Annotated in this window: 19 protein-coding genes, 1 tRNA gene, 1 other RNA gene and 2 riboswitches; of the genes, 7 read left to right on the top strand and 14 right to left on the bottom strand. The window is 68.5% G+C overall.

The features are described 5' to 3' along the window. Positions 1 to 57 precede the first annotated feature (57 nt). The 3 genes from BW949_RS09085 to BW949_RS09075 all read right to left on the bottom strand — a co-directional run bounded on the left by BW949_RS09085 (position 58) and on the right by BW949_RS09075 (position 5772). Positions 58 to 393: a cysteine-rich small domain-containing protein gene (locus tag BW949_RS09085; RefSeq protein ID WP_076365310.1), complete on the bottom strand. Its 336-nt coding sequence runs from the start codon at positions 391 to 393 to the stop codon at positions 58 to 60. A gap of 92 nt (positions 394 to 485) precedes the next feature. After that, a riboswitch (cobalamin riboswitch) is annotated at positions 486 to 675 on the bottom strand. 263 nt (positions 676 to 938) lie between these two features. Beyond that, positions 939 to 1796: an aldo/keto reductase gene (locus tag BW949_RS09080; protein ID WP_076365308.1), complete on the bottom strand. Its 858-nt coding sequence runs from the start codon at positions 1794 to 1796 to the stop codon at positions 939 to 941. A gap of 301 nt (positions 1797 to 2097) precedes the next feature. Continuing rightward, complete coding sequence (locus BW949_RS09075; RefSeq protein ID WP_083947680.1) at positions 2098 to 5772, bottom strand: vitamin B12-dependent ribonucleotide reductase; 3675 nt, start codon at positions 5770 to 5772, stop codon at positions 2098 to 2100. Between the two features lie 1179 nt (positions 5773 to 6951). On the opposite strand from BW949_RS09075, the gene BW949_RS09070 reads away from it, so the two are divergent. Continuing rightward, positions 6952 to 9102 carry a sigma 54-interacting transcriptional regulator gene (locus BW949_RS09070; RefSeq protein WP_083947679.1) on the top strand — a complete coding sequence of 717 codons (2151 nt, stop codon included), beginning with the start codon at positions 6952 to 6954 and terminating at the stop codon, positions 9100 to 9102. A 258-nt stretch (positions 9103 to 9360) separates the two neighbouring features. Here BW949_RS09070 and guaA read toward each other — a convergent pair whose 3' ends face one another. Both guaA and betI read right to left on the bottom strand, forming a co-directional pair. Then, positions 9361 to 10920 (bottom strand): glutamine-hydrolyzing GMP synthase, encoded by a 1560-nt coding sequence (gene guaA / locus BW949_RS09060; protein WP_076365306.1) that lies wholly within the window; start codon positions 10918 to 10920, stop codon positions 9361 to 9363. A 93-nt stretch (positions 10921 to 11013) separates the two neighbouring features. Then, on the bottom strand, positions 11014 to 11682 hold the full coding sequence (betI, locus tag BW949_RS09055; protein ID WP_076365304.1) for a transcriptional regulator BetI: 669 nt from the start codon (positions 11680 to 11682) through the stop codon (positions 11014 to 11016). A gap of 142 nt (positions 11683 to 11824) precedes the next feature. Between betI and choX the strand changes: the two genes are divergently transcribed. Together choX and BW949_RS09045 are read left to right on the top strand one after the other, a co-directional pair. Further along, complete coding sequence (choX, locus tag BW949_RS09050) at positions 11825 to 12745, top strand: choline ABC transporter substrate-binding protein (protein WP_076365302.1); 921 nt, start codon at positions 11825 to 11827, stop codon at positions 12743 to 12745. After that, on the top strand, positions 12742 to 13659 hold the full coding sequence (locus BW949_RS09045) for an alpha/beta fold hydrolase (RefSeq protein ID WP_076365300.1): 918 nt from the start codon (positions 12742 to 12744) through the stop codon (positions 13657 to 13659). Before choX ends, BW949_RS09045 begins: the two co-directional genes overlap by 4 nt. Before the next feature lie 72 nt (positions 13660 to 13731). Here the strand turns inward: BW949_RS09045 and BW949_RS09040 are convergent, their stop codons facing one another. From BW949_RS09040 to ssrS, 9 genes are all read right to left on the bottom strand, one after another. After that, positions 13732 to 14469 (bottom strand): ABC transporter permease, encoded by a 738-nt coding sequence (locus BW949_RS09040; RefSeq protein WP_076365298.1) that lies wholly within the window; start codon positions 14467 to 14469, stop codon positions 13732 to 13734. Further along, on the bottom strand, positions 14466 to 15191 hold the full coding sequence (locus tag BW949_RS09035) for an ABC transporter ATP-binding protein (RefSeq protein ID WP_076365296.1): 726 nt from the start codon (positions 15189 to 15191) through the stop codon (positions 14466 to 14468). Before BW949_RS09035 ends, BW949_RS09040 begins: the two co-directional genes overlap by 4 nt. Further along, the gene (locus BW949_RS09030) at positions 15188 to 16126 is read right to left on the bottom strand and encodes an ABC transporter substrate-binding protein (protein WP_076365294.1); all 939 of its coding nucleotides are present in this window, start codon (positions 16124 to 16126) and stop codon (positions 15188 to 15190) included. The genes BW949_RS09035 and BW949_RS09030 overlap by 4 nt, the downstream gene beginning before the upstream one ends. 277 nt (positions 16127 to 16403) lie before the next feature. Beyond that, a riboswitch (TPP riboswitch) is annotated at positions 16404 to 16493 on the bottom strand. 129 nt (positions 16494 to 16622) lie between these two features. After that, positions 16623 to 16699, bottom strand: a tRNA-Val gene (locus tag BW949_RS09025). A gap of 201 nt (positions 16700 to 16900) precedes the next feature. Next, positions 16901 to 17899, bottom strand: a complete 999-nt coding sequence (locus BW949_RS09020) for a helix-turn-helix transcriptional regulator (protein WP_076365292.1) — start codon at positions 17897 to 17899, stop codon at positions 16901 to 16903. A gap of 153 nt (positions 17900 to 18052) precedes the next feature. Continuing rightward, entirely contained in the window at positions 18053 to 18799 is a 747-nt protein-coding gene (gene tpiA / locus BW949_RS09015) for a triose-phosphate isomerase (RefSeq protein WP_076365290.1), read from the bottom strand. Positions 18800 to 18920: 121 nt separating this feature from the next. Further along, positions 18921 to 19265, bottom strand: a complete 345-nt coding sequence (locus BW949_RS09010) for a HesB/IscA family protein (RefSeq protein WP_076365288.1) — start codon at positions 19263 to 19265, stop codon at positions 18921 to 18923. An 11-nt stretch (positions 19266 to 19276) separates the two neighbouring features. After that, positions 19277 to 19657 carry an SUF system Fe-S cluster assembly protein gene (locus BW949_RS09005; RefSeq protein WP_076365286.1) on the bottom strand — a complete coding sequence of 127 codons (381 nt, stop codon included), beginning with the start codon at positions 19655 to 19657 and terminating at the stop codon, positions 19277 to 19279. A 189-nt stretch (positions 19658 to 19846) separates the two neighbouring features. After that, a non-coding RNA gene (ssrS, locus tag BW949_RS17800) (6S RNA) lies at positions 19847 to 20003 on the bottom strand. 277 nt (positions 20004 to 20280) lie between these two features. Here ssrS and BW949_RS09000 point away from each other — a divergent pair. The 4 genes from BW949_RS09000 (at position 20281) to BW949_RS08985 (ending at position 22150) form a co-directional block, all read left to right on the top strand. Further along, positions 20281 to 20703 (top strand): MmcB family DNA repair protein, encoded by a 423-nt coding sequence (locus BW949_RS09000; RefSeq protein ID WP_159440058.1) that lies wholly within the window; start codon positions 20281 to 20283, stop codon positions 20701 to 20703. A gap of 146 nt (positions 20704 to 20849) precedes the next feature. After that, positions 20850 to 21200 carry an H-type lectin domain-containing protein gene (locus BW949_RS08995; protein WP_076365282.1) on the top strand — a complete coding sequence of 117 codons (351 nt, stop codon included), beginning with the start codon at positions 20850 to 20852 and terminating at the stop codon, positions 21198 to 21200. Between the two features lie 29 nt (positions 21201 to 21229). Next, complete coding sequence (locus tag BW949_RS08990; RefSeq protein ID WP_076365468.1) at positions 21230 to 21718, top strand: lytic transglycosylase domain-containing protein; 489 nt, start codon at positions 21230 to 21232, stop codon at positions 21716 to 21718. A gap of 225 nt (positions 21719 to 21943) precedes the next feature. Next, complete coding sequence (locus tag BW949_RS08985; RefSeq protein WP_076365280.1) at positions 21944 to 22150, top strand: cold-shock protein; 207 nt, start codon at positions 21944 to 21946, stop codon at positions 22148 to 22150. The last annotated feature ends 89 nt before the right edge of the window (positions 22151 to 22239 follow it).

The raw sequence follows: 22239 nt of genomic DNA, 5'->3' as shown, positions 1-22239 counted from the left end.
GGACGCGCGCGCGCGCGCGCCCCGCGGTCTTCGGATAAGGGGGGGCGGGCGCCGGTGTCAGGCGGCGCCTTCGGGGCGGGGACGGGCGCGCGGCGGATCGGTCTGCGGCTGGCCCTTCCAGACCACGGGATAATCCAGCCATTTCTGGATGAAGTTCCAAGATTGCTGATAGCCGTCATGCGGCAGCGTGCAGGCCGAGCAATCCTTGCGCACCACGCCGTTCGAGCCGGTGAACACCTGATAGGGGCCGGGGCATTCATAGGCGATCAGCGGGCAATAGCAGAACAGGCAGTTGAATTCGCGCTTCACCCCCTCGTGGCAGGGGTGAAAGGGGCATTCGGCATTGGTGAAGCCCTTGAAAGCTTCGTTCTTCGTCAGATCCTTGGGCTCCATGGGCTTCCTCCGCGCCGCTGGCCGAAGGGCGGCGAAGGCGGGCAGGGGGCGCGCCGCGCGCCCCGACCCGGTCTTCGGACCCGTCGTCCGGGGGTGACCGTCATGCCCTGGCAGGTCTCCTGGCTTGCGGGTCAGGGGCCCGCTCCGCCTTCCCGGCCCTTTCGCGGCCAGTGGCAATCGGAGGGGGCCTCGCCGCTCACAGTTGCGGGGGCAGCGCCGGATCTGCACCGGCTTCCCTTTTCACCCCCGCGAACCGGGGGCACCAAAGCTCCCCCAATGTCGTGCAAAGCCCCCGAAGGTCAAGCCCGGCGGCCCGAAATTCCCTCCCCACACACGCTGCCGCGGTCGGGGCTGTCCGGTGGCGGGGGGGGCTGCGGACATGCCAAACGGCGCGCCCCGAGCTTGCGGGACGCGCCGTTCCTTTCGCCTGGTGCACGCGATCGCGCATCGGCGTGCTCACTGGGCCTGATCTGTGGGGGCCCTGATCCACGAGGCCCTGATCCGCGGGGGCCGCTCTCAGCGGTCCCCCTTTCCGCTGACGGGGCTCAGGCCTTGCCGCTGAAGACCGGGAACACGCTCGCATCGCCGTAATCGCGCGCGGTGATCGCCTTGAGCACGTCCATATCGGCGGCCGAGATCTCGAAATCCACCTCGGCATTCGCCTGCATATGCGCCGGATTGCCGGTCTTGGGCAGCGCCAGGCAGTCCAGTTGCAGGATGTAGCGGATGCACAGCTGCGGGATCGACACCCCGTATCTGGCCGCCATCGCGCCGATTTCGGCATTATCGAGGATCTTGCCATGCGCGATGGGCGAATAGGCCTCGACCAGCAGGCCCTTGGACTGGGTGTAGTCGATCAGTTCGAAGGGGGTGTTGCCGATATGGGCCAGCACCTGGTTGATCATCGGCTTGACGGCGGCGTTCTCAAGCAGGTTGTCGAGGTCCGGCACCTGGAAGTTCGACACGCCGATGGCGCGCAGCTTGCCCGCCGCCAGCGCCTCTTCCAGCGCCTTCCACGCCGCCAGATTGCCCTCGAAGAAGCGGTCCTCGACGGCCCATTGGCCCCAGGGCTGCGGGCTGTGGATGATCATCAGGTCGATATAGTCGAGCCCCATCGTCTCCAGCGAGCCCTCGATCGCGGCCTTGGCGCCTTCGTAATCCTTCACCTCGGCGGCCAGCTTGGTCTGCACGAAGATCTCTTCGCGCGGGATCCCGCAGGTGCGCACGCCTTCGCCCACGCCGCGTTCGTTGCCATAGGCCTGCGCGGTGTCGATATGGCGATAGCCGATCTCGACGGCGGCTTTCACGGCCTCAGCGGCCTTGTCATCGTCGATCATCCAGGTGCCCAGCGCGAGCTTGGGGATCGCAACACCATTGGGCAGCGTCATGGTTTCCTTGAGCATGTCTTCGGTCTCCTGTTCCTGCGGCTTTGGCAGGCCGGTTTCGATAGGGCGAAGGGCGCCCGACAGGAAAGGATATAGAGCACCGGGCGCGATGGGATAACCGGGCTGTAATCGCTGGAACTCATGATTGACATTCATCAATCACGCACGCCCCCGGCGGCGATGGCGGCATTTCGGCGGCGCCGGATCGGCCCGGCCCGGAACGCAAAACCCCCGATCCGGAACGCAAAACCCCCGCCGCGCGGCCGGCGCGGCGGGGGCAGGGGATGGGGCGGCATGGCAGGGGCCGCGGGCGGCGGGCTCAGCTGCAGCCCGAGGTGGCGCCGCAGGTGTTGCACTTCATGCAGGTGCCGTTGCGCACCAGCGTGTAGTTGCCGCATTCGCCGCAGGCCTCGCCCTCGTAGCCCTGCATCTTGGCCTTGGCGCGCGCATCCATCGTCACGACCCCCGAGCTGAGCGCGGTGGCCCCGGCCACGGCAACGGCGCTGCCGGCGGTTTCCGGCACCAGCATGTTCAGCGCGCTGACCGGGTCGCCCTGGCTGCCCTGGCCGCCCTGAAGCACCACCAGTTCCTTGGGCAGGCGCTTGCGCAGATAGCCCGAGGACGAGATCTGGCGCAGCACCTCAAGCGATTTCGACGCCGTGCGGTCGGACACTTCGGCCACGTTCGGCCGGCCTTCGCCCTCGCCGCCGCCCAGCTCGTCGAAGCGCGCGCCCTTGGGCGTCACATGCGCCAGGTCGGTGCGGTCGAGATAGCTGACCGCCAGTTCGCGGAACACATAATCAAGGATCGAGGTCGCGTTCTTGATCGAGTCATTGCCCTGCACCACGCCCGAGGGCTCGAACTTGGTGAAGGTGAAGGCATCGACGAATTCCTCGAGCGGCACGCCATATTGCAGGCCCACCGACACCGCGATGGCAAAGTTGTTCATCATCGCCCGGAAGCCCGCGCCTTCCTTGTGCATGTCGATGAAGATCTCGCCCAGGCTGCCATCGGCATATTCGCCGGTGCGCAGATAGACCTTGTGGCCGCCGATGATCGCCTTCTGGGTATAGCCCTTGCGGCGCTCGGGCAGCTTCTCGCGGTGGCTGCGCACGATTTCCTTGACGATGACCTTCTCGACGATCTTCTCGGCCAGCACGGCGGCCTTCTGGGGCGCGGTGCCGGTGGCCAGGATCTCCTCGGCCTCCTCGTCGTCCTCGACCAGCGCCGCGGCCAGAGGCTGGCTCAGCTTCGAGCCGTCGCGGTAAAGCGCGTTGGCCTTGATGCCCAGGCTCCAGCTCAGCTCATAGGCCGATTTGACATCCTCGATCGAGGCGGAATTGGCCATGTTGATGGTCTTGGAGATGGCGCCCGAGATGAAGCTCTGCGCCGCGGCCATCATGCGGATATGCGCCTCGACCGACAGATAGCGCTTGCCGGTCTTGCCGCAGGCATTGGCGCAGTCGAAGACCGGGTAATGTTCGGGCTTGAGGAAGGGCGCACCCTCCAGCGTCATCGTCCCGCAGACATGGTCATTGGCCGCGTCGATCTGGGCGCGCGAATAGCCCAGGTGACGCAGCAGGTCGAAGGTGGGATCGGCCAGCTTCTCGGCCGGGATGCCCAGCGTGCCCGTGCAGAAGTCCTCGCCCAGCGTCCATTGGTTGAAGACGAAGCGGATATCGAAGGCCGAGGGCAGCGCGGCTTCGATCCTGGCGATCTCGGCCGGGCCGAAGCCCTGTGCGCCCAGCGTCGAATGGTTGAGGCCGGGGCAATTGCCCAGCGTGCCGTGACCCACCGCATAAGCCACGATTTCCTCGATCTGGGCGGGGCGATAGCCCAGCGTGGCCAGCGCCGCGGGCACCGAACGGTTGATGATCTTGAAATAGCCGCCGCCGGCCAGCTTCTTGAACTTGACCAGCGCGAAATCGGGCTCGATGCCGGTGGTGTCGCAATCCATCACCAGACCGATCGTGCCGGTGGGCGCGATCACCGAGACCTGCGCGTTGCGGAAACCATGCGCCTCGCCCAGGGTCAGCGCCTCGTCCCAGGCCGAGCGCGCCAGCGCCACCAGACGGTCGTCGGGGCAATGCGCGGCATCGAGCGGGACCGGGGTGACATTCACGCCTTCGTAGGTGTCGCTGTCATGGGCCGCGGCGCGGTGGTTGCGGATCACGCGCAGCATGTGCTGGGCGTTGCGTTCATAGCCGGCAAACGGGCCCAGCTCCTTGGCGATCTCGGCCGAGGTGGCATAGGCGATGCCGGTCATGATCGCGCTCAGCGCACCACACAGCGCCCGGCCCTCGGTGCTGTCATAGCCCATGCCCATGGTCATCAGCAGGCCGCCGATATTGGCATAGCCCAGGCCCAGCGTGCGGAAATCATAGGACCGCTGCGCGATTTCCCTGGACGGGAACTGCGCCATCATCACGCTGATTTCCAGCGTCAGCGTCCACAGCCGGGTGGCGTGGACATAGCCGTCGGCGTCGAATTCGCCGTCGCGCAGGAAGGTCAGCAGGTTCATCGACGCCAGGTTGCAGGCCGTGTCGTCGAGGAACATGTATTCCGAACACGGGTTCGAGCCGCGGATCTGGCCATCCTCGGGGCAGGTGTGCCAGGCGTTGATCGTGTCGTGGAACTGCACGCCCGGATCGGCGCAGGCCCAGGCGGCATGGCCGATCTGTTCCCACAGATCGCGCGCCTTGATGGTCTTGGCCACGCTGCCGTCGGTGCGGCGGATCAGCGCCCAGTCGGCGTCATCGCGCACGGCTTGCAGGAAGGCATCGGTGATGCGCACCGAGTTGTTCGAATTCTGCCCCGAGACCGAGACATAGGCCTCGCTGTCCCAGTCGGTGTCATAGGTCGGGAATTCGATCGCGGAATAGCCCTGGCGGGCGTATTGCAGCACGCGGTTGACATAGGTTTCGGGGATCATCGCCTTCTTGGCGGCGCGGATCGCGGTCTTCAGCGCGGCGTTGCGGGCCGGATCAGTGGCATCCTCGACGGCGCCGTCCCAGCCGCGGATGGCGGCGAAGATCTCGTTGAGCTGGCGCTCGTGCATCTTCGAGCCCGCCACCAGCGAGGCGACCTTCTGTTCCTCGATGACCTTCCAGTTGATGAATTGTTCGATATCGGGGTGGTCGAGATCGCAGATCACCATCTTGGCGGCGCGGCGCGTGGTGCCGCCCGACTTGATGGCGCCGGCCGCGCGGTCGCCGATCTTGAGAAAGCCCATCAGCCCCGAAGACCGCCCGCCGCCCGACAGGCGCTCGCCCTCGCCGCGCAGGTCCGAGAAATTGGTGCCGGTGCCCGAGCCATACTTGAACAGCCGCGCCTCGCGCACCCACAGGTCCATGATGCCGCCGTCGTTGACCAGATCGTCCGAGACCGACTGGATGAAGCAGGCATGCGGCTGGGGATGTTCATAGGCGCTGTCGGACTTGACCAGCTTGCCGGTGCGGTAATCGACGTAATGATGGCCCTGGCTGGGCCCGTCGATGCCATAGGCCCAATGCAGGCCGGTGTTGAACCATTGCGGGCTGTTCGGCGCCGCCATCTGGCGCGCCATCATGTGCCGCATCTCGTCGTAATAGGCGCGGGCGTCGGCTTCGGCGGTGAAATAGCCCCCCTTCCAGCCCCAATAGGTCCAGGCGCCGACCATGCGGTCGAAGACCTGCCGCGCCGAGGTTTCCGAGCCATAGCGATCGGCCTCGGGCAGCGCGGCCAGCGCGGCCTCGTCGGGGACCGAACGCCACAGGAATTCGGGCACGTCCTTTTCGCGCACGCGCTTGAGGCGCGCCGGCACGCCGGCCTTGCGGAAATATTTCTGCGCCAGCACGTCGGCGGCGACCTGGCTCCAGCCCGCGGGCACCTCGACCGCGTCGTTGCGGAACACCACCTTGCCGTCGGGATTGCGGATCTCGGAGGTCGTGACCGAGAATTCCATCCCGCCGTATGCGCCGGTCTCTGCCTGCGTGAACTTGCGTTCGATCTTCATGACTCTGCCCCGTTCTGTGGTGTTCGTTGGCCCCGCGATCGGGCGTTCCGCCCGGCTTGCCGCAAATTCGCACCGACCCGGCGGGCATCTGTCCGCAGACCGCTCCTGCACACCCGGAGCCTTGTCGCCTGAAGGCGGTGAAAACCTGCGGACCCCGTCCCAGATCGTCTTCCCCGCGGGTCTGGCGCTGCTCCGCCGTGGAACCCGAAAGGTTACTACATCTAGTGGTCGCCCTAGCAAGCTTGCACAAATTGGCGCGAAATCTGGCCTCGGGTCAACAGAACTTTAAGCGATTTTGGAGACGATTTTGGGTTGACGGCCCACATCTGGTAGGCGCCTCGATTCCTCCACAGGCAGGGCATGCGCCGCCCGCCGCGCGGGGCAGCGCGATTTTTCCAACTCCCGCACGGGATTGGCCCGAGAAGGTCACCGCTTGGGTGAAGTGATCCACATGGCGCAAAATCTTGTGGGTAACTTCGGGGTGTGGCCGTGATCCCACACTGCCGCGCGCTGCCCGGTGCCGGCCCAGGGCCGAAGCAGGCCGCGGGGGCCCCGGCGCCGAAGGGCCGGGCGAGTCGGCCGTGCCCCGCATCATGTCTTCCCGCGTCATGCCCGCGGCCCGGCGTGTTGGGGCAGGGCGCGCCGCTCCGGGTTCGTGCGGCCGGGTCTCTGCGCTGCGGAAAAATGCGGCGCCTGCACGGGCGGGGCGCCTGTCTCCTGTGCTCCGGTCCCGCGCCGCGACCGATACACGCAACGGTGAGTGCGGGGCTTGTGGACTCGCGCCCGGTTGGGATTACGCTCAGGTCTCGAGAGGGTCTCCCGTCACGATACCAAGCGTTCGACGCGGGGCTGCGTGCAGCGGTCCCCGGCGGTCCCGGCACCGGGGGCGCAGCGCAAGCCGGGTCGGACGGGGCGGCCCCAAATCCCATCGCCGACGCAACCCGATCCGGTGCGCCGACCCGAGTTCCAGACGAGATGACACGCGACCCCTCTGAGACAGCTCCCCCAGTTTCGGCGTCCCCAGTTTCGGGGTCCGCCCCTTCGGGGCCCGCACCTTCGCCCCCCCCTGCATCGGGGCCGGCGGCGTCGGGGGCGCGTCCTGCCGGCCGTGGTCCCCTGCGCAAGGCCGCCGCCGCCCCGGACCCCGGTGCCCCAGCCGCGGAGAAGACAGAGAGACCGATGACGGAGCAGCCCGAAGCCGAATCTGCCGCCCCCCACGACGAATGCTTTCCCATGGATGCGCTGTGCGAGGCCGCGCGCATCCTGACCGGGGCATCCGACCCGATCGCGGCGATGCCCTCGGTGCTCAATGTGCTGTCGTCCTTCATGGGGTTGCAGCTGGGGGCGATGGCGCTGTTGCAGGAAAGCGCGCAAGGCATGGGCGGGGCGGCGCAGGTCAATCCCTATGTCATCGCCGCCACCACCGCCGGATCGACGCCGCGCCCGGCCGGCTGCGGGGCGATCCCGCCCAAGGTCGCGCGGCTGGTGCTGCGCACGGGCGTGGCGCTGGTGTCGCGCAATCTGGTCGACGAATTCGGCGAAGACGCGCTGCCGCCCGGCGCGCCGCATGACCGTTTCGCGCTGCTGGCGGTGCCGATCCGCGATCAGGCGCATTCGCCCTTCGTGCTGGGCGTGCTCTGCGCGCTGCGCGACATCCGCGGCCACGGCGCCGAGCATCTGGACAGCGACCTGCGCGTGATGAACATGATCGCGTCGATCCTCGAGCAGTCGATCCGCTTCCGCCGTCTGGTGGCGCGCGACCGCGACCGGCTGATGCAGGAGGCGCGCGACGCCATCCGTGCCGCCGCCGAGGCCGCCGAGGCCGCCACCCGCGCCGAGGGCGCGCGCGCGCTGGCGCAGCCGATCTCGGGGATCATCGGCCAGTCGCAGGCGATCCATCAGGTGATCGGCCAGATCCGCAAGGTCGCGGCCACCCAGACGCCGGTGCTGTTGCGCGGCGAATCCGGGACCGGCAAGGAATTGTTCGCCCGCGCCGTCCATTCGCTGTCGGACCGCCGCGACAAGCCCTTCATCAAGGTCAACTGCGCCGCGCTCTCGCCCACGCTTCTGGAAAGCGAATTGTTCGGCCACGAGAAGGGCGCCTTCACCGGCGCGGTCTCGCAGCGCAAGGGCCGTTTCGAGATGGCCGACAAGGGCACGCTGTTTCTCGACGAGATCGGCGAGATCGGCCCCGAATTCCAGGCCAAGCTGCTGCGCATCCTCCAGGAGGGCGAATTCGAGCGCGTCGGTGGCCACCAGACCTTGCGCGTGGACGTGCGTCTGGTCACCGCGACGAACCGCAACCTCGAGGAGGCGGTGGCGCAGGGCGCCTTCCGCGCCGACCTCTATTTCCGCATCTGCGTGGTGCCGATCGTGCTGCCGCCGCTGCGCGAGCGCAAGGAGGACATCCCCGTCCTGGCCCAGGCCTTCCTGTCGCGCTTCAACGAGAAGAACGACATGGCCAAGGAGCTGTCGCCCGAGGCGCTGTCGACCCTGGCGGCCTGCAATTTCCCCGGCAACGTGCGCGAGCTGGAAAACTGCATCGCACGGGTGGCGGCGCTGTCGCCCGGCCAGGTGATCGGCTCGGACGATCTGGCCTGTCATCAGGACCATTGCCTGTCGGCGGATCTGTGGCGGTTGCAGACGGCGGACCGCTTCCCCGTGGGCGGGCTGGCCTCGAACCACCAGATCCCGCTGCCGGTGCTGGCGCGCAGGCCCCCGCCGGGTGCGCCGGCCTATGGCGATGTCTATGCCGCCAGCCGCGCGCCCGCGCCGCATGAGCCGCCGGGCGGCTATGCCGGGGCGCAGGGCTATGCCGGTGCACCGGGGTATGCCGGGGGCGATGCGCGCGCGCCGATGTCGCCCCAGCATGGCGCGGTTCAGCATCCGGGGGGACAACATGGCGGGGCGCAACATCCGGGGGCGCAACCTCTCCGACTGCACTCGCATGCCGGCCAGCATGGCGTCCCGCCGCAAGCGCCGGGCTATCCGCCCGCGGGGGGCGGGGCGGCGCAGGCCGGCTATCCCGCCGCGTGTGCGGGGGGCGGCTATCCGCAGGGCTATGGCGCGCCGGGGGGCGCCGCCGTCCCGCCCGCGGGATATGGCCAGCCGCCGCAGCCCGGTTACCCCGCTCCACCGAATGCCCCACAGAATGTCCCGCCGCCCGCGCAGGATGGCCCCGCCGACGAGGAGGACGAGCGCACCCGCCTCATCGACGCGATGCAGCGCGCGGGCTGGGTGCAGGCCAAGGCCGCGCGTCTGCTGGGACTGACCCCGCGCCAGATCGGCTATGCGCTGAAAAAGCACAATATCCGCATCGAGAAATTCTGAGCCCGCGCGCGCGATTCCAGACCCGCGCCTGGTTCCAGACCCGCGCGCGGAATAACCCCGCGCGCGGTTGCGCCGTGCGAGCGCGCGGGGGGAGCGCGCCGTGGGGTTGCGCCGTGGGGCCGCAGCATGCGTCCGGGCAGGGCCATGCAACGCGGGCGGCACATCCCGCCCGCCCCGCAGAGGCCATGTAAAAAGGGGCGGGAAATCCCGCCCCCTTGTCCGTCTTGCCCCTGCCGCGCGACCGCGCCGCCGAAGGGGTCATTCCCATTCGATCGTGCCCGGCGGCTTCGAGGTGATGTCATAGGTCACCCGGTTGATGCCCTTGACTTCGTTGATGATCCGCGTCGCGGTCTCGCCCAGGAAATCGTGGCTGAAGGGGTAGTAATCCGCCGTCATCCCGTCGACGCTGGTCACCGCGCGCAGGGCGCAGGCGTAATCATAGGTGCGCCCGTCGCCCATCACGCCCACGGTGCGCACCGGCAAGATGGCCACGAAGGCCTGCCAGATCTCATCGTAAAGGCCGTGCTTGCGGATCTGGTCGATATAGACCGCATCGGCCTTGCGCAGGATCTCGAGCTTCTCGCGGGTGATCTCGCCGGGGCAGCGGATCGCCAGACCCGGACCGGGGAAGGGGTGGCGGCCGATGAAGCTTTCGGGCAGGCCCAGTTCGCGGCCCAGCGCGCGCACCTCGTCCTTGAACAGCTCGCGCAGCGGTTCGACCAGCTTCAGCCCCATCTTCTCGGGCAGCCCGCCCACGTTGTGGTGGCTCTTGATCGTGACCGACGGCCCGCCCGAGAACGACACGCTTTCGATCACGTCGGGATAGAGCGTGCCCTGGGCCAGGAATTCGGCGCCCTCGATCTTGTTGGCCTCGCGCTGGAAGACGTCGATGAACAATTTGCCGATGGTCTTGCGCTTGACCTCGGGGTCCGAGACCCCCTCGAGCGCGCCGATGAAGAGGTCGGCCTCCTCGGCGTGGATCAGCGGGATGTTGTAATGGTCGCGGAACATCGAGACCACCTCGTCGGCCTCGTTGAGCCGCATCAGCCCGTGATCGACGAAGACGCAGGTGAGCTGGTCGCCGATGGCCTCGTGGATCAGCACCGCCGCGACCGAACTGTCGACGCCGCCCGACAGCCCGCAGATCACCTGCTTGTCGCCGACCTGGGCGCGGATCTTGGCAATCGCGTCGTCCTTGTAGGAGGCCATCGTCCAGTCGCCGGTGAAGCCCGCCAGACGCACGAAATTCTCGTAGAGTTTCGCGCCGCGCGGGGTGTGGTGCACCTCGGGGTGGAACTGCACGGCATAGAAGTTGCGCGAGACATCGGCGGTGATGGCAAAGGGCGCACCGGGCGAGGTGCCATAGACCTCGAAGCCCGGCGCGATGCGGCTGACGTGGTCGCCGTGGCTCATCCAGACCTGTTCACGGCCCTCTGCAAACCAGCCCTCCAGAAGCGGCAGGCGCGTGTCGGTGGGGGTGACGAAGGCGCGGCCGAATTCGGCGGTGTGGCTCTGGCCGGCCTCGATCAGGCCGCCGAGATCCTGCATCATCACCTGCTGTCCGTAGCAGATGCCCAGGATCGGCACGCCCAGCGTGTAGGCGGATTTCGGCGGGCGGGGCGAGCCTTCGCGGGTGACCGAATCCGGGCCGCCCGAGAAGATGATGGCTTGGGGGGCGAAATCGGCCAGGAAGGCGTCGGTGACCTTCTGGTAGGGGTGGATTTCGCAATAGACCTTCAGTTCGCGCAGGCGCCGGGCGATGAGCTGGGTCACCTGCGAGCCGAAGTCGATGATGAGAAGGCGCTGATGCTGGGTCATGCGCTCCCATAGGCCCGCGCCCCTTCGGATGCAAGGGTCGCGTGCGTCTGCGGGGGCGCGCGTGCGGGTCGGGCGCGGTGCGGCGCGGGAATGTCAGGCGGGCGCGCGGTCGCTGCGTCCGCGCGCCTTGATCAGGATGCGGGCCACCTCGCGCATGCGCAGGCGTGCTGCGCGCCGCGCCGCGCTGTCGGGCAGGCGCGCGTCCAGAACCGCCTCCAGTTGCACGCGGGCTTCGTCCTGGCTTACGCCGTCAAGGCTCAGCCCGCAGCGCAGCCAGATCCCGTCGATGGCCGTGGTCATCAGATCCGACATCAGCGCGGCATCCTCGCGGGGGAGAAGCCGGCGCAAGGGGCCCATCAGGTTCGACCGCATGCGCGCATAGATCACCGTCTGGATGCGCTGATAGGCCGGCACATGCGGCACGCCCGCACAGAGCGCGATCCAGGCATGGGCGACCTCGGGGCGGAACGAGGTCGGCGAGAGATTGGTCTCGATCACCGCATAGATCCGTTCAAGCGGGCTGCGGGCCTCGCCCAGCAGAAGCACCGCCTCGCGCAGCAATTCGGCATTGGCATGGCGCAGCGCGGCGGCCAGAAGGGCCTCCTTGGTCTTGAAGTAATGCAGCACATTCGCCTTCGAGGCGCCGGCTTCCTCGGCGACGCGGGCCAGCGACGTGCCCTGGTTTCCGTGCCGCATCAGCGCACGATAGGCCGCGGCCGCATATTCCGCGCGTCGGATCTCGGAAATGTCCCTGCGCCCCATGCCGATGCCCCCCTGTTGCGCGCGCCTGCCCCTTGGCCCGGCGGCCCTTTCGCAAATTAGATTGACTGCACGATCAATCCATTCAGGGATCCAATTGATCAATCTATCGGTTCATAAATTGACCGAAAGGATCATATTCGCCATGGAACCGCGTCTTGCCACGGCCGACGCGATCGCCCTTTGTGCAGCCCTTCCGGCCTGGGCTGATTGCTCCATGGTCCGCATGGCCGAACCGGGCTGGACCGATCTGGCGCTGACCTCGGCGGTCACGCAGGGTCTTCTCGAGGGGATGGGCCATCAGACGCGGGTCGATATCCTGGGGATCCCGGTGATCTACGAATCGATGAAGCGGGGCGATCTCGATGCCTTCATGGGGTATTGGGATCCGGCGATGGAGACCTATTTCAACGCCTACCGCGACAGCGGCGCGATCGAGACCATCCATGTCAATCTGGAAGGGGCCAAGTTCACCTGGGCTGTTCCCGCCTATGTCCATGAGGCCGGGGTGACGTCCTTTGCCGATCTGGCCGCGCATGCCGACCGGTTCGAGCGCACGCTTTACGGCATCGAGCCGGGCTCGAACGAGATCATGCTGGATATCGTCGCCCGCAATGCCTTCGGGCTGGGCGATTGGGAGGTGCGGGAAAGCTCGGAACAGGGGATGCTGGCCCAGCTTGCCCGCGAGGAACGGCGCGGCAACTGGATGGTGTTCCTGGCCTGGGCGCCGCATCCGATGAACACCCATTTCGAGATCCGCTATCTGGAAGGTGGCGATGATTATTACGGCCCCGATTTCGGCGGGGCGACGGTCTCGACCCAGGTGCGCAAGGGTTATGTCGAGGAATGTCCCCAGGTGGGCAAGTTGCTGAACCAGTTGACATTCGATGTCGCGCTCGCGAGCGAGGGCATGGGCTATATCCTCGACGAGGATCCGAGCCCAAGGGACGCCGCGCGCCGTCTGATCGCGCGCCACCCCGAGCGTCTGGAGGGCTGGCTTTCGGGGGGGCGCACGACCGACGGTGGCGATACGCTGCCGGCGGTGAAGGCGGATCTGGGTCTTTGAGCCCCGCCCGCAGCCCGGCGGCGGACCGGTTCGCGGATCTGGACGGGGTCCGGATCTGCTACCGCGCGGACGGGCCGTCCGACGCGCCCGCGGTGTTTCTGATCGCGGGGCTGGGGATGCAGCTGATCGAATGGCCCCCGGCGCTGGTCGCAGGGCTTGCCGCGCGCTTCCGGGTGATCCGCCCGGACAATCGGGATGCGGGGCTTTCGGGGCGCCTGGGCGGCCCGTTCGCCCGGATCCCGCCGGGCTTTTCCTGGGCGGGCAGTGCGCGCGGGCTGGCCGCCTATGACCTGACGCAGATGGCGCGGGACATTCTGGCCCTGGCCGATCATCTGGCTATCGGGCGCTTTGCCTGCGTCGGTTTCTCGATGGGGGGGATGATCGCGCAGTGGCTTGCGGTTCTGGCGCCCGCGCGGGTGACGCGGTTCGTGTCGCTGTCGAGCACCGGGGGCGCGGGCGCGCTCACCGCCGATGACCGATCCTTGCGGCTGATGGAGCGGTTCTTCCTGCCGTTTCCATCCGAGACCGCGGCGATTGCGGCCGTTCTGGACAGCAATGCACATTTCTCGCTGGGGCTGATCCCGAAGGGGGGTGCGGAGAACCACGCGCTGGCCGCGGCGCTGGTCCGCCGCGGGGCGGATGAGGGCGGCTATCTGCGCCAGGCGCTGGCCTTCACCACCGCGCCGCCGTGGGGGGAGGCGCTGGCGGCCCGGGCGACGCCGGCGCTGTTCGTGCATGGCGACAGCGATCCCTGCATCAGCCCGCGGTCCGCCCAGCTTCTGGCCGCGCGCATGCCGCGCGCGCGGTTCCAGGGCCTTGCGGGGCTGGGGCATTGGATGGATGCCCGCACCTGCCAGCACTGCCTTGCGTTTCTGCCCCTCCCTCGCGTGGCGCGCCGTCGACCGCAGGGCTGACGCGCCGAGCGCCGCGGCGGCCGGGGTGGGGGCCGGGGTGGGGGCCGGGGTGGGGGGGGGGGGGGGGGGTGGTCATCCGTCTTCCCAGACAAGCCGGTCGAGGCACCAGCTGGCCAGGCGATAGAGAGCGACGGTCGAAATCGCCAACACCGCCAGGCAGGCAAACATCAGGTCGGTCTTGGCACGACCATTTGCCAGAAGCATCAGATAGCCCAGGCCGCGCGAGGCCCCGACCCATTCGCCGATCACCGCGCCTATGGGGGCGTAGACAAAGGCCATTTTCACCCCCACCGCCAGGGAAGGCAGCGCATGCGGGATGCGCAGCCGCAGCAGCGCCTGCGCGGGGCGGGCATTCATCACCGTGCTCAGGTCGCTCAGCCCCGGCGGCATGCGGGTCAGCCCGTCGTGAAAGGCGCTGAGCACCGGAAAGAAGATGATCAGCGCCGCCATCAGCACCTTGGAGACCATCCCATAGCCGGCCCACAGCGTCAGGATCGGCGCGAGGGCAAAGACCGGCACGGCCTGCGTCAGCACCAGCATTGGCATGATCACGGAACCGAGCCGTTCCGAGCGCGCCAGCATGATGGCGGCCAGCGCACCGATCACGATGCCGAGGCTCAGCCCCAGAAGCACTTCGCTCAGCGTGACGCCTGCGTGTTCGATCAGAAGCGAGCGGTTCTCCCATCCGACATGCGCCACGCGCGCCGGAGACGGCAGGATGAAAGGCGGCGGCGCGGCCAGCCAGACCACGCCTTGCCAGAGCCCGAGACCCAGCGCCGCCGCGATCAGGGCAGGGGGAACCCGGATCATCGCTGCCCCCGCAGGATCGCCATCAGCCCCGCCTGTGCCGCGACGCAGTCGGGCGCAAAGGCGTCGCGCGGCGTTCTGGCCGGGGGCACTGGGTAAAGATGCGCGCCCGCGGCGGTCAGAACCACGATCTGATGCCCCAGCCGGACCGCCTCGGCCGGATCATGCGTCACCAGAAGCACCGTCTTGCCCGCAAGGCTTTCGGCGGCAAGCTCCTGCATGGCCGCGCGCGTTTGCGCATCAAGCGCCGAGAAGGGCTCGTCCAGAAAGGCGATCGGGCGATCTTCGAGCAAGGTGCGCGCCAGGGCCACGCGCTGGCGCATCCCGCCCGACAGCGCGCGCGGCCGCGCCTGCAGATGCGCGCCAAGGCCGATGCGGCACAGCAGCGCGCGCGCCCGCGGCAGATCGGGGGCCTCGCCGCGCAGCCGCGCGCCCAGCACCGCGTTTTCCAGCACCGAAAGCCAGGGCAGCAACAGGTCGGTCTGCGCCATGAAACTGGCGCGCCCGGAGACCGGCTTGCCGTCCGAGGTGGCGATCTCGCCCACAAAGCGGCCCGCGCATGCGAGCCCCGCCACCAGCCGCATCAGCGTGGTCTTGCCGATGCCCGAGGGGCCCAGAAGGCAGGTCCATTCCCCGGCGCCGATCCGCAGCGCGACCGGGGCGAAGAGCGCGCGCCCCGCCACCGCGTGATGGCCGCAAATCGTGATCGCGGGGGCCGTGCTCATGGCGCGGTCACGTCGATGGCGATCTCGGAGGCCGGGGTCGTGGCGGGGATCAGCCCGGCTTCGTGCAAGAACCGTTCATAGGCGTCATAGCGCCCGGCATCCAGCGCCGCGGGCCGCAGGGCAAAGCGCGGCAGCGTGTCGGCCCATGCGCGGCGGTTCAGCGTGTCGTCCAGTTCGGGCGCGGCGGCGGCGAACAGCGCCCAGCTTTCCTCGGGGTGGTTGACGATGAACTGCGTGGCCTTTTCGGTCGCGCCCAGAAAGCGGCGGATGCTGTCACGGTCCATGCGGTCGGGATTGGCAACATAGATCAGCTCGTCATAGGGCGGCAGGCCTTCTTCCTCGACGTTGAAACACCGGCCCGGCACGCCTTCGATTGCCATCTGGGTCAGCTCGAAATTGCGAAAGGCGCCGATCACCGCATCGACCTGACCCGCCATCAGCGCAGGTGACAAAGACCAGTTGACGTTGACCATCTCGACTGCATCGGGCGCAAGGCCATGGGTGGCAAGGATCTGCGCCACCACCGCCTCTTCGATGCCGCCGACCGAAAAGCCGACCTTGCGGCCCCGAAGATCGGCGGGCGTGTGGACCGGGCCGTCCTGCCGCACCAGCAGGCAATTCAGGGGCGTGGCAATCAGCGTGCCGACGCGGCGCAGCGGCAGGCCCTCGTGACGCTGAAGGTGCAGTTGCGGCTGGTAGGAGATCGCCAGATCGGCCTTTCCGGCGGCCACCATCTTGGGCGGGTCGGCAGGGTCGGCCGGGGCGATCACCTCGACCGTCAGCCCGGCCTCGGTGAAATAGCCCTTTTGCTGCGCGATGATGACCGGGCCGTGGTCGGGATTGACGAACCAGTCAAGCACCAGCGTCAGCTTGTCCTGTGCCATGGCGGGCAGTGCGGTCCAGATCAGCAAGGTTGCGGTGAGAAGGGGTTTCATGGGCGTGCTCCTTGGGAGAATGGCTCTGGTTGCGGTGTGGCGGGCGGGCAGGTCACGTGTCGGGGGATGTCCTGTCCCGACGCGCAGAAGGCATGCCGGGGCGATGGCAGGCGGGGGGGGGGGGGGGGGCCGCGGCCCGCACCAGATCGGCGGCGATGCGGATCGCACCGCCAGTGCCGATGATGGGGGGTGCGCGGGCAAGTCTGTCAGAAGGTCTTCGGTCATCGTGCTCTCGCGCCGCGCGGGAAAGACGGTGCGCGCAGATCGAACGACCGAACGCAGACTGACCGTGCTCTCCCTCCGCCGGCATTATCCGGTTCAGGTTCAAAGGGTGCTTCTCAGCCTTTCGGCGCCCCTGGCGAGACCGACCCTATCCGGCCCGCACCGGAAGGTCAAAGCGATTGCGCACGGCCGCGGCGCTCAGGAGAAACGGCACCACAAGCCGCCCAGGGGCGGAGGCGTCAGATGCAAGATGTTGGAGGGAGAGGCTGGTGTGTGGTGGGTGATGAGAGATTCGAACTCCCGACATCCTCGGTGTAAACGAGGCGCTCTGACCAGCTGAGCTAATCACCCCCGGCGCGGTGGCATGGCCATAGCGCTCCGCTGGCGGCCCGTCAATCCGGGGCCAGGCGCGCGGGCCGCGGTTTCAGGGTGCTGCGGTTTCAGGGCCCTTCGGGGGCGGGGTCGTTCGGGGGCTGGGCGTCGGGGCGGATGCGTTCGGGGCGGGGGCTCGCGGGACAGGGTCGCGGGACAGGCAGGAGGAGAGGGGCCGGCTCAGGGCAGGGCGGGGAAATCCGCGCGCCGGTGGGCCTGGGTCAGCGCGCGCAGCGCGGGCGGCGCAAGCACCTCGACCGCATCGCCCCATTGATAGAGATGCCAGGCCATCTCCAGATGCCCGGCGGCGCAGAAGCGCACGACCAGCGATCCGTCGGCCTGATCGGTCATTTCCTGCGCCGGGTGAAAGATGAATTCGCGGGCCACCGCCGCGGCCTCGGGCGCGAACCGCCAGACCACCGGGCCGAACTCGGCCTCGTCGAAATAGGAACCGAAGGCGCGCGCGGCATGCGCGCTCAGGTCAAAGTCGGGGTCGCGCTGGAAGGAGGAGGCGCGCAATTGCGCCTCCACGATCCGGTCGAGCCGAAAGCTCTGCATCCGCCCGCTTCCGCCGACCTCGCGCGCGATCAGATAGCGCCGGGTGCCCAGAAGCAGGCCGTGCGGCTCGATCAGCCGCGGCCGCGGCGCGTCGTCCTGCGCCCCCTGATAGCCGATCGACAGCTGATGCGGGCCCTTCAGCGCCTGGGCGATCACGCGCAGCAGATCGGGGCGCGGGCGCAGGCGGGGGCCGGGCCGCGAGGCAAAACCATGGGCTTCGAGCACCGCCTCGGCGTCGGCCTCGACCCGGCGCGCCATGGCCCCCGGCATCGCCGCCAGAAGCCGGTCGCGCAAGGCTTCCAGCGCGCGCTGCTCGACCGCGGCGCCTTCGCGTGCGGCCCGCCGGATGGCGATCTCGAGCGCGGACAGCTCGCTGTCGCGCACGCCCTGCGCCAGCATCAGCCGGGCGTCGCGCGCGTCGATCTTCCAATATTTGCGGCGGCTGTCGTCGGTGCGGGTGCGGCAATGGGGAAAGGCGGTCTCCAGCGCGCGGGTCATGCGCTGCGCAGTGCGCCGGTCGACGCCGAAGCTGGTCTCGATGTCGCTGAGCGAGACACCCTCATAGGTCGCGCTGGCCATTTCGGCCAGGCGCAGCAGGTCAGTGGCCTTGGCAAAGGACATGGAGGCCCCATCCGTGACAGGTTCTGACACGATGATGGCACAGAGGGCGCACCGGCGCGAGCCAGGAAATGCGCGCCGGGAAACGCGCGCCGGGAAAGGGGCCGTGACGCCCCCGCCGCGGTCGTTTTGGGCGGGGGCGGAAGGCGTGCGCGTTCAGGCGGCGTCGAGCGCCGCGACGATGGCGCCGAAATCGGCGGCCTTGAGGCTGGCGCCGCCGACCAGCGCCCCGTCCACGTTCGACACGGCAAAGATCTCGGTCGCGTTCGAGGGCTTGACCGACCCGCCATAGAGCAGCCGCATCCCCGTGCCTTCGGCGCCGAAGCGCGCCTCGAGGCGGGCGCGCATGAAATCGTGCACCTCGGCGATCTGCTCGAGCGTGGGCGTGCGCCCGGTGCCGATGGCCCAGACGGGTTCATAGGCGATGACGGTGGTGGCGGCCGTGGCGCCCTCGGGCAGCGAGCCGTCGAGCTGCGCGCCGATCACCGCCAGCGTCTCTCCTGCGTCGCGCTGGGCCTCGGTCTCGCCGACGCAGACGATGGCGATCAGACCCGCATCCCAGGCGGCCTGGGTCTTGGCCGCGACCTGGGCGTCGGTCTCGCCGTGATCGGCGCGGCGCTCGGAATGGCCCAGGATGACGTGGCTGGCGCCCGCTTCGACCAGCATGGCCGCGGCGATGTCGCCCGTATGCGCGCCCGAGGTCTTGGCGTGGCAATCCTGCCCGCCCACCTGCACCGGCGTTCCGGCGGCCACCTCGGCCATCGGCGCGATCAGCGTCGCCGGCGGGCACAGCAGAACCTCGCAGCCCGGCGCGGGATGCGCCCCGGCCAGGGCCGTGACCTCGGCCAGCGCGGCGCGCGCGCCATTCATCTTCCAGTTTCCGGCAGCAAGCTTGCGGCGCATGAAATGACCTCCCCTTTTTCTGGTTCGGGGGTTCTTCTATGCGCAACCCGGCCTCTGCGCCAAGCGCAAATGGCCGCGCAATCGGGCGCGCTGCCCGACTTTCATGCGCCGGGCGAACGGATCAGGCCGGGTCCGAGAACTTGATCGATTCGCCGCAGCCGCAGGCTTCGACCACGTTGGGGTTGTCGAAACGGAAGCCCGATTCGACCACGCCGATCGCGTAATCAATGCGCGTGCCGAACAGGAACATCTGCGCCATGGGCGCGATCAGCACCCGCGCGCCGTCCTGTTCGACCGCGGCATCCATCGGGTCGACCTCGGCCTCGGTGACCACCTCGAGGGTGTATTCCATGCCCGCGCAGCCGCCCTTCTTGAGGCCCAGGCGCAGGGCATGGGCGTTCTCGCGCTCCATCAGGCGGCGGATCTCCGCGGCGGCGGCGGGGGTCAGGGTGACGGGCTGGCTCATCGGATCGGCCCTTACATGAAGCCCAGTTCGAGGCGGGCCTCGTCGGACATCATCTCCATGCCCCATTCGGGTTCGAAGGTCAGGTCCACGTCGACCGCGCTCACGCCCGCGACACCGGCCACGGCATCCTGCACCCAGCCGGGCATCTCGCCGGCGACGGGGCAGCCCGGCGCGGTCAGCGTCATGACGATGGCGACCTTGCCCGCGTCCGAGATCTCGATCGTGTAGATCAGGCCCAGGTCGTAGACATTGACCGGGATCTCGGGGTCGAAGACGGTCTTGCAGGCCTCGACCACCTGCTCGTAGAGCGGATGGTCGGTCGAGGACGGGCGGATCATGGGGGCACCGGGAAAGCTGTCGGTTTCGGCGGCGGAAGAAGTCTGTGCGGTCATCGGACCCTCGCGTCAATTGCTGACTGAATATATAGGGAATGTGGCCGCCGGGTAAAGTCACAACGCGGAGCGTGGGGGCAGGGCAGAGCAAGGGGGAAGGGCAGGGTGTGGGGCAGGCTGCGCCCTGCCCCGGCAAGGGCGCGCCTCCCCGAAGCACCGCGGGAACCGCCCCGCCAGGGGCCAAGTGTGGCAGGAACCGCAGCATCCGTGTCGGCGTGAAATTCCCGAGAGCCTGAACATATCAGGTGGGCGCCAGATAACGAGACCAGGATCCCGCCAGAGCCAGCCCCCTCGGAAAGCTTATCGGCCACCGGAATAGGGCCGCGCACGAGAAGAGCAGAAACCTGCCACGAGATCAGATAGTGCGCGTCCGGACCGTCGGCAAGGGGGGCGGATGCCGACCTGCGCCCAGGGGGGGCAGCCCCCCCCCGGTCGTGTGGGGGAAGGTTCCGACCTCCGGCCGGGGGGCAGGTTCCGACCTCCGGTCGTGCGGGAGGCACGGGTTCGGGTCCGCGGCCCAGAGGGGGGGCGCGCATCTTGCGGGCGGGCGCGGGCCGGGGCAATCTGGGCCGATGTTGCCCGCCTCCGGCCCCGCCGCCGCCGTCCCCCTTGATCCCGCCCGCATGAGCCCCGGCCAGCGCATTGCCCGCGGCGTCTGCCGGGAACTGGCCGCGCGCGGTCTGGCCTGCCTGACCGAAATGGTGCCCGCGCCGGGGCTGCGGGTCGATGTCATGGCGCTGGGGCCCAGGGGCGAGATCTGGATCGTCGAATGCAAATCCTCGCGCGCGGATTTCACCGCCGATCACAAATGGCGCGGATATCTGGCCTGGTGCGACCGCTTCCTGTGGGCGGTGCCGCCCGATTTCCCGCGCGAGATCCTGCCCGAGGGGGCCGGGCTGATGCTGACCGATGCCCATGGCGCCGAGCTTCTGTCCGAGGGGCCGCGCGATCCGCTGGCCCCGGCGCGTCGCCGCGCGCTGAGCCTGAATTTTGCCCGCACCGCCGCGCAACGGCTGCACCTTCTGCGCGATCCCGGCGGATCGTGAGTCGGGCACCTGTTTCCACCCGGCGCAGGCTTTCCTTGACGGCAGCCGCGGGCTAGGAAGAGAGACCGGCCCCGATTTCGGCCCCCTTTCCCGGCGGGGGTATGGCGCGCTGGCGAAGGACGTGACGGGAACAGGAAAGGTCAGGAATGCTACGTCTGGACTCGCATGCGATCGGAGTGGGGCGGGGGTCGCTGATGCTCTTTTCCGACTATCAGGACGGCGGGGCGATGTGGACGGGCGAGGGCCCGCGCGAGCTGCGCCGGGTCGTGGAATTCGACGAGGCCTTCATCGACCCGCCGGTGGTGCAGGTGTCGCTTTCGATGTGGGACATCGACCAGAAACACAACGGCCGCATGGATATCTCGTCCGAGATGGTCACCCGCGAGGGATTCGTGATCGTCTTCAAGACCTGGGGCGATACGCGCGTGGCGCGGGTGCGGGCCGATTGGCTGGCCATCGGCGCGATCCGTCACGAAGACGATTGGGTGATCGAATGAGCGCGCCGACGCGGATGGAGGGCGTGCAGATGGGCGTATCGCAGGCGCCGTCGGGCGGCGCGTCGCGCCGCGGGCTTTTGTGCGGCGCGGCGGCGCTTCTGGCGCTGGCGGGATGCGGCGGCGGGCGGCGCAGATCCGCGCCCGTGTCCGGCGGCCGTTCCGGCCGGCCCGAGATCGACGCGCTGATTTCCCGCCACGCGCGGCACTATGGCGTTCCCGAAAGCCTGGTGCATCGCGTGGTCAAGCGCGAGAGCGGCTATAACCCCGCGGCGCGCAACGGCCGGTATGTGGGGCTGATGCAGCTCGATCCGCAGACGGCGCGCACGATGGGCTATCGCGGTCCGGTCGAGGGGCTGTTCGATGCCGACACCAACCTGCGCTATGGCGTTAAATATCTGCGCGGTGCCTGGCTGGTGGCGGGGGGCGATCATGACGCCGCCGACCGCTGGTATCAGCGCGGCTATTACTACGAGGCCAAGCGCCTGGGATTGCTGCGCGAAACCGGCCTGCGCAGCTAGGGCTGCGCCGGGGCGGCGGGCGCAGCTAGGGCCGCGCCGGGGCGGCGGGCCCTGTTTCGCCATTTCGGTCATTAGAGGTTGCGAATTTCGCGCCTTGCGGGTATGAAGGTTGGGCAAAGCTTCTTCCTTCGACCTTCTGTCTCCTTCCGGCTTCAGTTGATCTTATGACGACACTGAGCCAGGCCGCTGCGTCTTGTGGGCGGCACCCAGACAGGAGACATCACGATGGCCAATGGCACCGTGAAATGGTTCAATTCCACCAAAGGTTTCGGCTTCATCGCCCCCGAGCATGGCTCGCGCGACGTGTTCGTGCACATCTCGGCGGTCGAACGCGCCGGTCTGCATCAGATCGCCGACGGTCAGGCCGTGACCTTTGACGTCGAGCGTGGGCGCGACGGGCGTGAATCGGCGACGAACCTCGCCCTTGCGTAAGACGCGGGGATCCCGCGCAGACGGATGACGAACAAGAAGGCGGGCCCCGGTGACGGGTGCCCGCCTTTTCCTTTGGTCAGAGCGCGCTT

Origin of the sequence: Phaeovulum vinaykumarii, assembly GCF_900156695.1 — a bacterium.
Taxonomy (GTDB): Bacteria; Pseudomonadota; Alphaproteobacteria; order Rhodobacterales; family Rhodobacteraceae; genus Bieblia_A; species Bieblia_A vinaykumarii.
Note: the sequence above shows the minus strand (reverse complement) of the source record. Positions and strands in the feature narration are given on the sequence as shown.